The organism is Flavobacterium luteum (assembly GCF_008806775.1).
GTDB classification, from domain to species: domain Bacteria; phylum Bacteroidota; class Bacteroidia; order Flavobacteriales; family Flavobacteriaceae; genus Flavobacterium; species Flavobacterium luteum.
On the sequence record NZ_WAEM01000002.1, the window covers coordinates 155051 to 166827 of the forward strand.

The window sequence follows — 11777 nt, forward strand, 5'->3', positions numbered from 1 at the left end:
AATGTGTTCACGCAGAGACGCAAAGCTATACCTTTTATAAGTATTTTTATCTTCTTATCTATTTGTTAAACTTTTTGCCTAATCCTCATAAAATTTATGTGGCCCTAAACTTTGCGCCTCTGCGTCTTTGCGGGATTTAAAAAATCCAAATCGATCAATAAATATTACTTCACAAACTCAACAGCTTTTTCCAAAGCTTCTTTGATTCCATCGACTTTTTTTCCTTTTCCAGAAGCGAAGAAAGGTTGTCCGCCACCATTTCCATCAATATATTGTCCTAATTCTTTTATTACTACATTTGCGTTCAACCCTTTTGTCGCAACTAATTCTTTTGAAATATAACAATGAATATTAGGCAATCCATCTTCTATAGAAGCTAAAACTACGAATGAATTTGGTTTTGCGTTTCCTAATAATTGCGTTAAATCTTTAGTCGAACTCATAGACAAATTTACTTGTTTGGCTAAAAAGTCAATTCCGTTTATTTCTTGAAAATCAGCAACTAAGGCATTCTTCAATCCATCTACTTTTTCTTTCAATAATTGCTCAATTTGTTTTTTCAATTTGGCATTATCGTCTTGTAAACTAGTAACCGATTTTAAAATATCTTGTGGGTTTTTCAACATCTCCTTGATTTCTGCTAAAGTACTTTCTTGGTTTTGATAGAACTCTTTCACAGCATCACCAGTAATAGCTTCAATTCTTCGAATTCCAGCGGCAACCGCTCCTTCTGAAATAATTTTAAAATGCCAAATTTCAGCTGTGTTTTTTACGTGAATTCCTCCGCAAAGTTCTTTACTTTCACCAAACTCAATCATGCGGACATTATCTCCATATTTTTCTCCAAACAACGCCATTGCGCCTTTATCTAAAGCTTGTTGAATTGGAATATTTCTGTGCTCTATTAATTGCAATTGTGCTTCGATTTGGGCATTGACACTTGCTTCTACTTTACGTAATTCTTCATCTGATACTTTACTGAAATGTGAAAAGTCAAAACGCAAGTAATTCGGATTGACCAACGACCCTTTTTGTTCCACATGTGTTCCCAAAATGTTTCGCAAAGCCAAATGCATCAAGTGTGTAGCCGAGTGATTCTTAGAAGTTGTCGTTCTTAATTCAGTATTTACTTTAGCAACAAAACTGGCATTTAGATTCTCAGGCAGTTGTTTTGCAAAATGTAAAATTAAGTTATTCTCTTTTTTTGTGTCTAAAATATCAATAGTTTCATTCGGCGAAAATAATTTTCCTTTATCGCCAACTTGACCACCGCCTTCGGGATAAAACGGCGTATTATCTAAAACTATTTGGTATAGAATTCCGTCTTTTTTAGAATCAACTTTACGGATTCTAGTAATTTTTACTTCGTTTTCGGTTTTATCATACCCTACAAATGTTTCTATATTTCCTGGAATTAATACATTCCAATCTTCAGTTGAAACTTCAGATGCAGCACGGGAACGGTTTTTTTGTTCTTGCATAGCAGCTGTAAATCCGGCTTCATCTAATTCATATCCTTTTTCTCTTAAAATCAATGACGTTAAATCAATTGGAAATCCAAAAGTGTCATACAATTCAAATGCTTTTGCTCCCGATATCTCTTTTCCTGAAGTTTCAGCAACCACTTTGTCTAATAATTGTAATCCTTGATCTAAAGTTCTTAAAAACGAAGCTTCTTCTTCACGAATGACATTGGTAACCAATTGTTGTTGCGATTTGATTTCTGGAAAAAATTCGCCCATTTGATTGGCTAAAACTTCAACCAATTTGTTGATAAAAGGTTCTTTGGTATTCAAAAATGTAAATCCGTAACGAATGGCACGACGTAAAATCCTGCGAATTACATAACCTGCACCTGTGTTGGATGGCAATTGTCCGTCGGCAATAGCAAAAGCAACGGCACGAATATGATCTACTACCACTCGAATGGCAATATTGATTTTGTTTTGTTCCTCAGATATGTTTTTAATATCGTCAGATGTATATTTTAATCCCGTAATTTGCTCTACTTTTTCAATTAATGGTGTGAAAACATCTGTGTCATAATTAGATGTTTTGCCTTGTAAAGCCATACACAAACGTTCAAATCCCATACCGGTATCAACGTGTTGCGCTGGTAATTTTTCTAAGGAACCATCGGCTTTACGGTTGAATTCCATGAAAACGTTGTTCCAAATTTCAACCACTTGTGGATGATCAGCATTGACTAAACTTCGACCTGAAACTGCTGCTCTTTCAGCATCCGTTCTCAAATCAATATGAATTTCGGAACACGGACCACACGGACCTTGATCTCCCATTTCCCAAAAGTTGTCTTTTTTATTTCCTAAAATAATTCTGTCCTCTGGAACGTATTGTTTCCAAATATCAAAAGCTTCCTGGTCAAAAGGAACATTTTCGGAAGGATTACCTTCAAAAACAGAAACGTACAAACGGTCTTTGTCTAACTTTAAAACTTCAGTTAAAAATTCCCAAGCCCAGTTAATCGCTTCTTTCTTGAAATAATCGCCAAAAGACCAATTGCCCAACATTTCGAACATAGTGTGATGATACGTATCGAAGCCCACATCTTCTAAATCGTTGTGTTTTCCTGAAACACGAAGACATTTTTGTGTATCGGCAATTCTTGTACTTTTTGGAATGGCATTCCCAAGGAAATATTCTTTGAATTGTGCCATTCCAGAGTTATTGAACATCAGGGTTGGGTCATCTTTTAGCACTATTGGTGCCGAGGGAACGATTAAGTGTCCTTTGCTTTCAAAAAAATCCAGAAACTGCTTACGTATTTGTTGTGATGTCATTTATTTGATTTAAAAATTTAAGATTTACCGAGATTGAATTTTTCAATCCTTAATCTTTAAATGTTATAATTTCTTTGCCCCAGATAGTAGTAGAAAGCTTCGCTGTTTTGAAACTTATTTTTTCTTGTGCTGGCAGAGCGACCAAAGGAAGCTCCTGCAAGCGCAATAGAAAAAAAAATTTCAAGACGAGAACTTGCAACGAATAGCTGGAAAAGGCATATTAAAATATTTATTGTTAAAAAAATATCAGAACAGATGAAACATTTATTAAATTTGTTCTACTAACTTTTTACGAAGTGCAAAAATAAGGTATTTTAAAATATGGCGAAAGTAAAATATTATTTCGATTCTGAAAATTTGGCTTACCGGAAGATAAAAACAAAAATATCTACAAAATTTGGTGTTGTGGCCTTGTTTTTAGTTGCTTCGGCTTTATTTGGATTCTTATGTTTTGTAGTGCTTTTGAATACGCCTTTTTTTGAAACGCCTAAAGATAAATTGCAAGCCAGAGAAATAGAAAATTATAAGCTTCGCTATGAAATTTTAAACAAAAGAATGAATCAAATAGACGAAGTTTTAGCAGATATTGAAGATAGAGATAACAATATATATAGAGTTTATTTTAACACATCAGCTATTCCATCGGAACAACGCAAAGCGGGTTTTGGAGGCGTAAATAGATACAAGGAATTAGAAGGCTATAACAATTCAGACTTGGTTATAAATACATCAAAACGGGTAGATGTAATTGCTAAAGAATTGGTTATTCAATCGAAATCATTAGATGAAATTTTGAAATTAGCCAAAGAAAAAAATAATTTATTAGCGGCTATTCCAGCCATTCAGCCCGTAAGAAATGAAAATTTAAAGCAAATTGCATCAGGTTTTGGATACAGAAATGACCCTTTTACGAAAGCTAGAAAATTTCATGAAGGAATGGACTTTTCTGCTAAAACAGGAACACCTATTTTTTCTACTGGAAACGGAGTGGTAGAACGAGCAGATAATACCGCATCGGGCTATGGAAACCACATTGTAATTAGGCATGGTTTTGGATATGAAACTTTATACGGTCATTTAAGCAAATACAATTGTAGAGCAGGACAAAGAGTGAAACGCGGCGATATTATTGGATATGTAGGAAGTACAGGACGATCTGAAGGACCACATTTGCATTATGAAGTGCATAAAAATGATGAAGTTGTTAACCCCTTGAATTTTTATTACGGAAATATATCGGCAGCAGAGTATGTTATTATTACAAAATTAGCGAATCAAGAAAATCAATCCTTAGACTAATGCATATAGAATTATCACCAGACAAAAGATATTACAGTATTGGCGAAGTAGCCAAAGCTTTTGATGTTAACGCTTCCTTAATTCGGTTTTGGGACAAAGAATTTGACATTTTGAAACCTAAGAAAAACGCAAAAGGCAACAGAATGTTTACTCCTGAAGATGTAAATAACCTAAAGTTAATTTTTCATTTAGTGAAAGAAAGAGGCTTTACTCTTGAAGGTGCCAAAACACATTTGAAAGAAGGCCAAAAGAAAACTTTGGACAAATTTGAAATTATTAGCAAATTGGAAACTATAAGAACGCAGTTGACAAATATTAAAAATGAACTTTGAAATTGAAATTTCAATGAAAATTTAAAATAAAAACTAAATATTAAACTTTAAAATTAAATAAAATGAGAAGATTTTTGCCTTGGATTATCGGAGCAGTTGTGATTTTTGGAATTTACAGCTGGGTTAAAGGAATAAATAATACCGCAGTTACTTTAGGACAAACAGTTGAACAATCCTGGGGTGATGTACAAACAGCATATCAAAGAAGAAATGATTTAATTGGTAATTTAGTAAATACGGTAAAAGGTGCTGCCGACTTTGAAAAAAGCACTTTAACTGCAGTTATTGAAGCTCGTGCTAAAGCAACTCAAACTACTATTGACCCAACAAACATTACTCCTGAAAAATTAGCTGAATTCAATAAAGCTCAGAGTGGGGTAAGTAGTTCGTTATCCAGATTATTGGTTACTGTTGAACAATATCCTGAATTGAAAGCCAATCAAAATTTCTTGAAATTACAAGACGAATTGGCAAGTACGGAGAATCAAATTCTAACTGCTAGAACACGTTTCAACGAAGCTGTCATGCCCTATAATACTCATATTAAAACGTTTCCAAACAGTTTATTTGCAGGTATTTTTGGTTTTAAAGAAAAGGCCTATTTCCAATCTGTTGAAGGTGCTGAAAAACCAGTTGAAGTTAAGTTCTAATCCTACCCAACCCCTCTAAAGGAGTGGCTTTAAAAAACTAATTATGTCGAAAGTTGAAGATTTTTTAACCAAAGAAGAAGAACAAGAAATTGTTGAAGCTATTCGTGTGGCTGAAAAAGAAACTTCTGGAGAGATAAGAGTTCACATAGAAAAAACGACTTCCAAAGTTCCTTTTGATAGGGCTTTGGAAGTTTTTCACGAATTGAGAATGGACCAAACCGAACTAAAAAACGGGGTTCTTATTTATCTCGCTGTTAAAGACCATAAGTTCGTAATTTGTGGAGATAAAGGTATTAACGAAGTAGTCCCGAAAGGTTTCTGGGATAGCACAAAAGAAGTTATGGCAACCCATTTTAAAATCGGTAATTTCAAGCAAGGATTGATTGACGGAATTACTAAAGCTGGCGAACAATTACAAAAATACTTTCCATACGATGCCGGCGACACAAATGAATTATCGAACGAAATATCTAAAGGATAATGATTGCAATAAAATTAAATTCCAGAATATTTCCAACCCTTTTAGGGTGTTTGTTATTTACACATGTAGGTTTTGCTCAATTTACAATACCAGAAAAACCTAGTTTTCAAACTTCGGTATATGATTATGCCGCTATTTTAAGTGCTCAAGAAAAAAAGCAGTTAGAAGAAAAACTAATTAAATATTCCGATTCGACTACCACTCAAATTGTGGTTATTACAATTGAATCTTTGAAGGGTGAAGATGTTAGTGCTGTAGCTACAAAATGGGGACAAACATGGGGTATTGGAGGCACAGCTAAAGATGATAATGGGGTAATTATTCTTTTAGCAAAAAACGAAAGAAAAATTGCAATAAACCCAGGTTATGGTCTTGAAGACAGGCTAACAGCAGGAATAGGAGGAGAAATAATTAGAAATATTATTATACCCGAGTTTAAAGCTGGAAGTTATTATAATGGTTTAGACAAAGGAACAGATGCCATTTTTGATGTCTTTGTAGGCAAATACAAAGGCGAACGAAAACAAACCAAAAGCAAAGATTTTCCTATTTTACCATTTATCATAATCATCATCATAATTCTAGTTTTGATATCTCGAAATAAAAAAGGAGGAGGAAATTCTGGAAATTCTGGGGGGGGAGGCCCTAGTTTATTGGATGTTATTATTTTAAGCAGCTTAGGTAGAAACAGCGGAGGTGGCGGTTTTGGAGGTGGATTCGGTGGCTCTTCTGGAGGTGGCGGATTTGGTGGTGGATTTGGTGGTGGATTTGGTGGTGGTGGATTTAGTGGTGGTGGAAGTAGCGGAGGATGGTAACTTTTCAAATCATTTGAACTCTATTTTTTTAAACTCTACTATTTTTTTTATTAGATTTACCTAATAATACTGTTTAAACTAGTTCTTTAAGATAATTTCATACTTTAAAATGCTTTCACACAAAACCAAATACGCACTAAAAGCCTTACTTTACTTAGCACAGCAAGACAAAGATTATATTTCAAAAACTATTGATATTGCCGTAGGGGCTAGTATCCCAAAAAAGTTTTTAGAGCAAATTCTTTTAGACTTAAAAAGAGGACATTTTGTAGGGAGTAAACAAGGAAAATTTGGCGGTTATTACCTTTTAAAATCAAAAGAAGAAATTACTCTGGCTGAAATTCATCGGTTTTTTGACGGTGCAATTGCGCTTCTTCCCTGTGCATCTATCAATTTTTACGAACCCTGTTCCGATTGCAAAAACGAGTCTGAATGCCTATTAAGACACGGTTTAATTGCTATTAGAAATGAAACTTTAAAAGCAATGGAGGGCATAACGATAGCCTCTTTAGAAAAAAAATAAAAAAATATTTTTTAAATTCTACTAATTTTATAGAATTAATTATATATTTGCCTCCGAATTTAATTCACAATTAAAAATCTAAAATTTAAGAAGTATGAAAACCTTTGCGATGAAGTTAAAAATGAATGAGAATCAAAACTTTAAACTGAATTCAAACACAATGAAGCAAAACAAACTATTACCTATGATGTGTATGTGCAGTCAAAAAAAATAATTTAAAACTCTACTAATCACATATAATATATAAAATAATGAAAACAATATTTAAATCAATTACTTTTTTACTACTGTTTAATTACTCATTTGCTCAAACTAACGTTGAAGGAATAGTAAAAAACTCAAATGACGCTCCGTTAGAAGGAGCTAATGTTGTCCTTAAAGGAACAAAATATAGCGCGTTAACTGATGCTAACGGTAAATTCTCTATAGACGCCCATGACAAAGTCCCTTTTGCTTTAATAATAGCTCAAGAGGGATATAAAACCGCTCAGTTAGATTATAATGAGTTGCCCAATAAAGAAATCCAAGTTATATTAACGATTGCAAACCAATTAAATGATGTAGTGATTACTTCTAGACGTAGAATTGAAAAAGCACAAAACGTTCCAATTGCTGTTTCTGTAATTGGTGGAAGACAGGCTGAAATAGCTGGAGCATTCAACGTAAATCGTTTAAAAGAATTAACACCCTCGGTACAATTGTATTCTTCAAATCCAAGAAATACAACACTTAATATTCGTGGTCTTGGTTCTACTTTTGGTCTGACAAATGATGGTATAGATCCTGGTGTAGGTTTTTATGTAGACGGGGTGTATTATGCTAGACCCGCAGCAACTACGCTTGATTTTGTAGATGTAGATCAAATCGAAGTTTTACGCGGTCCTCAAGGAACCTTATTTGGAAAAAACACTACTGCTGGCGCATTCAACGTAACTACGCGCAAACCTAGTTTTACTTCTGGAGCTACGCTTGAATTAAGTTATGGGAATTACGGTTTCATTCAAGCAAAAAGTTCAGTTACTGGTGCTTTGTCTAAGAAAATTGCTGGTAGATTATCATTCTCTGGAACTCAACGAGATGGCCTTCTTGAAAATGTTGCTACAGGAAATTCAGTTAATGATTTGAACAACCAAGGAATTAGAGGGCAGTTATTGTACAAACCAACTGAAGATATTGGAATTACTTTAGCCGCTGACTTTACAAAACAGAGACCAAATGGTTATGCACAAGTAGTTGCAGGTGTTGCTCCAACGCTACGTGATAGTTATCGCCAGTTTAACACTATTATCGCTGATCTTGGCTACAAACTTCCAAGTACCAATCCATTCGACCGTAAAATAGATACGAATACTCCATGGAAATCCAATCAAGATTTAGGAGGTGCTTCTCTTAATATAGAAGCTAAAATAGGAAAAGGCACACTAACTTCAACTTCTGCATATCGTTTTTGGAACTGGGACCCTTCAAATGATAGAGATTTTACAGGACTTGAAGCACTTAGACTTTCCCAAGCAACCTCAAAACACAAGCAATGGTCGCAAGAAATTCGCTATGCTGGGGAATTTTCATCGAAATTAAGTGGTGTTTTTGGTGTATTTGCTATTGGACAAAATTTACAAGCAGATCCTATACAAATTGAAGAGGCTGGTAAAGATCAATGGCGTTTTTCTCAAGATGCTGCACCAGGTACGCCAACCGCTTTGTTGTGGGCTACCCCTGGTCTTTTAGATGGTTACGGAATAAAAACAAAAAATAACTTAGATACATTTAGCGGGGCTGTATTTGGCCAATTGGACTGGAAAATTACGGACAAACTTCATGTTCTCCCTGGTGTAAGATACAATTATGATAAGAAGAAATTAGACTATAGCAGACAAACTTTTGGAGGAGGAGATTTGTCAGGTTATGATGCCGCAACAATTACAAAATTACTTGCGTTAAGAAATAAAGTTTACTCTAATCAAGCATTTAAAGTAGATTTTGATGATACTAACTTATCTGGTAATGTAACAATTGCCTACAAACCATCTGACCGAATTAATACTTATGCAACTTATGCAAGTAGTTATAAACCTGTTGGTGTTAATGTTGGTGGAATACCTACAGATGCAAACGGGCCTATAATAGATCTTGCCAAAATAAAAGCAGAAGAAGTAAGTCATTATGAAGTGGGTGTAAAAACGAACCCATTCACTAATACCATACTAAATCTTTCAGTCTTTACTACTGACATAAAAAACTATCAAACATTGGTTCAAAGTGAAGATCCAACATTAAACAGAGGTTATCTTGCCAATGCAGAAAAGGTTCGTGTTCGTGGTGTAGAAATCGATGGCAGAATTACGGTTTCTAAAAATCTTTCCTTCAATACTGCTCTTTCTTATACGGATGGAGAATATGTAAGTTTCAAAAATGCTCCGCTACCACTTGAAGAAACTGGATTAAAAGTAAACGGTAAACAAATCTTTTCTAAAGACATTTCTGGTGCTCAATTACCTGGAATTTCAAAATGGGCCGGAACCTTAGGGGGTGATTTATCTAAAGATGCAAGATTCTTCGGAAATAAAGGAAAATTGTTCTTTGCAATTGATTCGTATTCACGATCTTCATTTTCATCAAATGCTACACCTTCTAAATATTTAGTGGTTAAAGGCTATAGTATTTTTAACAGCCGTATCGGTTTTAGAGCCTCTGAGGGATTAACTGTTTTTGTATGGGGTAGAAATTTATTTGACAAGAATTATTTTGAACAATTGTTACCAGCAGGTGGTAATGCTGGACAATATGCCGGTGTTCTGGGAGACCAAAGAACCTATGGTATTACATTGAAATATGTTCTATAAGATGGCCCAAGTTTGAAATAAAAATTATTAAAATAAAAAAAGGGTCGAAAAAAGAACAATTTAACGTTGTGTTTTTTGACCCTATATATTTTGATTTAATTTATTGTTTTGACTGATAAATATTATGAAGTTTGTATAAATTTGCAAACTCAAACTAACTTAATGAAATTTTTCAAGAGTCTAATATTTGTACTAATTAGTTTTATTTCTCAGGCACAATCTCAAAAAAATATCGACCATCAAAGTATTCTTTGGACTCGATATTACAATCAACTTCTTATAAACAATTCATGGTCTATTCATACTGAATTTGACAATAGGGTATTTTTAAAACCAATTGAGCAAAATCTATTTGTTTTTAGAATACAAGGTCGTTATAAAATTAATGAACAGTTGGAAGCTGGTATTGGTTATGCCTATTTCTCTGTTACTACACAAGATCCAGAAGTTACACCAGATTTTGAGGTACCCGAAAACAGAGGTCAACAAGATATTACTTGGAAACAAAATATGGATAAAGTAAACTTATATCAACGGTTTCAAGTTGAACAACGATTTGTTCATAATGCAAACAGTCAAGGCCTTACAGATGGAACTACCTTTTTTTGGCGATTTAGATATCGATTTCAGGCAGATTATACTTTTTGGAAAAAACAACAACGCTTTTTGAAAGCGGTTGTAAATGATGAAATTATGATTAATGCTGGGAAAAATATCATCTACAATACCTTTGACCAAAATAGAATATATGGCGCCTTACAAGTGGGTTTTAATGACAATTTAGCAATAGAACTTGGGTATTTAAACAGTTTTCAGCAGCGAGCAAATGGAGTAGATTATTTTAATAGAAACATCATTCGATTGAGTATTATTCATAAAATAAATTTGAAGAAAACGAAATAAAATGAGTTTAAAAGAAAATCGATTTTCCTATACTAATATTTTCTAAATTTATATAACCGTTCACCTCTTCATTATTCAATATACTGCTAACTATGGTTTCTCCAACGTGATCGGTACCAAAATTACGAACCACATTTATATCTTGTGTTACAATATTATGTTCTAATGTTAATTCGATTGCTTTTCTTACAGCATTAGCCTCTTCGTTTAATCCAAAATTATCCAACAACATCACTGCACTTAAAATAGCAGCGATTGGATTGGCAATGTTTTTCCCTTTTGCTTGCGGATAAGTACCATGAATAGGTTCGAACATCGCATACTTTGTACCAACCGAGGCCGAGGCTAATAATCCTATTGAACCTACGATAACACTTCCTTCATCTGATAAAACATCGCCAAACAAATTATCAGTTAGAATGATGTCGAATTGATTAGGATTTAAAATCATTTGCTTTACAGCATTATCAATATAAAGTATATTTAAAGTGACCTTAGGATATTTTTTAGCGATTTCCTTTACTACTTTTCTCCATAATCTAGAAGACTCTAGTACATTTGCTTTGTCTACTAAAGTTACTTTATTTCTTCTGGTTTGAGCCGCTTTGAAAGCAAGATGAGTAATTCTTTCAATTTCTATTTGTGAATATTCGCAAATATCTGTAGCGACGGTTCCGTCCTCACTTAATTTCTTTTCACCATAATAAATACCGCCCGTTAATTCTCTATAAATGAGAATATCAGTTCCTTCAATAATATTTCTTTTTAAGGGGGATTTGTCAATAAGTGGTGTAATGACTTTTATAGGACGTATATTAGCAAACAAGCCCAATTCCTTTCTTAACTGCAATAGTCCTTGCTCAGGACGTACTTTTGCCTCTGGATTGTTATCGTATTTTGGATCACCAATAGCTCCAAAAAGTATCGCATCAGACGATTTACATAAATTTAAAGTCGCCTCTGGCAAAGGGTTACCCGTTTTATTTATGGCAACTGCACCTACTAGTCCTTCTTCAAATTCGAAAGTATGATTATAAAATTCAGCAACAGCCTTTAAAACAGCAACAGCTTGTTTAATTACTTCTGGACCGATTCCGTCACCCGGTAAAACAGCGATTTTCAAGTTCATA

General features: G+C 34.0%; 10 protein-coding genes. 8 read left to right on the forward strand and 2 right to left on the reverse strand.

Annotation, left to right across the window (positions count from 1 at the left end):
* Nucleotides 1–164: 164 nt before the first annotated feature.
* A complete protein-coding gene (alaS, locus tag F6464_RS04475; RefSeq protein ID WP_151106610.1) occupies nt 165–2801 on the reverse strand; it encodes an alanine--tRNA ligase in 2637 nt (878 codons plus the stop codon).
* 321 nt (nt 2802–3122) lie between these two features.
* Between alaS and F6464_RS04480 the strand changes: the two genes are divergently transcribed.
* From F6464_RS04480 to F6464_RS04515, 8 genes are all read left to right on the forward strand, one after another.
* Nucleotides 3123–4100: a peptidoglycan DD-metalloendopeptidase family protein gene (locus F6464_RS04480; RefSeq protein ID WP_151106611.1), complete on the forward strand. Its 978-nt coding sequence runs from the start codon at nt 3123–3125 to the stop codon at nt 4098–4100.
* A complete protein-coding gene (locus F6464_RS04485) occupies nt 4100–4432 on the forward strand; it encodes a MerR family transcriptional regulator (protein ID WP_151106612.1) in 333 nt (110 codons plus the stop codon). Before F6464_RS04480 ends, F6464_RS04485 begins: the two co-directional genes overlap by 1 nt.
* Nucleotides 4433–4494: 62 nt before the next feature.
* Nucleotides 4495–5082 carry a LemA family protein gene (locus F6464_RS04490; protein ID WP_151106613.1) on the forward strand — a complete coding sequence of 196 codons (588 nt, stop codon included), beginning with the start codon at nt 4495–4497 and terminating at the stop codon, nt 5080–5082.
* A gap of 43 nt (nt 5083–5125) precedes the next feature.
* On the forward strand, nt 5126–5563 hold the full coding sequence (locus F6464_RS04495) for a TPM domain-containing protein (protein ID WP_151106614.1): 438 nt from the start codon (nt 5126–5128) through the stop codon (nt 5561–5563).
* On the forward strand, nt 5563–6378 hold the full coding sequence (locus F6464_RS04500) for a TPM domain-containing protein (RefSeq protein WP_151106615.1): 816 nt from the start codon (nt 5563–5565) through the stop codon (nt 6376–6378). Before F6464_RS04495 ends, F6464_RS04500 begins: the two co-directional genes overlap by 1 nt.
* Nucleotides 6379–6487: 109 nt before the next feature.
* Nucleotides 6488–6901 (forward strand): RrF2 family transcriptional regulator, encoded by a 414-nt coding sequence (locus F6464_RS04505; protein WP_151106616.1) that lies wholly within the window; start codon nt 6488–6490, stop codon nt 6899–6901.
* 251 nt (nt 6902–7152) lie between these two features.
* Complete coding sequence (locus tag F6464_RS04510) at nt 7153–9744, forward strand: TonB-dependent receptor (RefSeq protein WP_151106617.1); 2592 nt, start codon at nt 7153–7155, stop codon at nt 9742–9744.
* A gap of 162 nt (nt 9745–9906) precedes the next feature.
* Nucleotides 9907–10647, forward strand: a complete 741-nt coding sequence (locus F6464_RS04515) for a DUF2490 domain-containing protein (protein WP_151106618.1) — start codon at nt 9907–9909, stop codon at nt 10645–10647.
* Between the two features lie 7 nt (nt 10648–10654).
* Here F6464_RS04515 and leuB read toward each other — a convergent pair whose 3' ends face one another.
* A complete protein-coding gene (gene leuB, locus F6464_RS04520; protein ID WP_151106619.1) occupies nt 10655–11776 on the reverse strand; it encodes a 3-isopropylmalate dehydrogenase in 1122 nt (373 codons plus the stop codon).
* Between the last annotated feature and the right edge of the window lies 1 nt (nt 11777).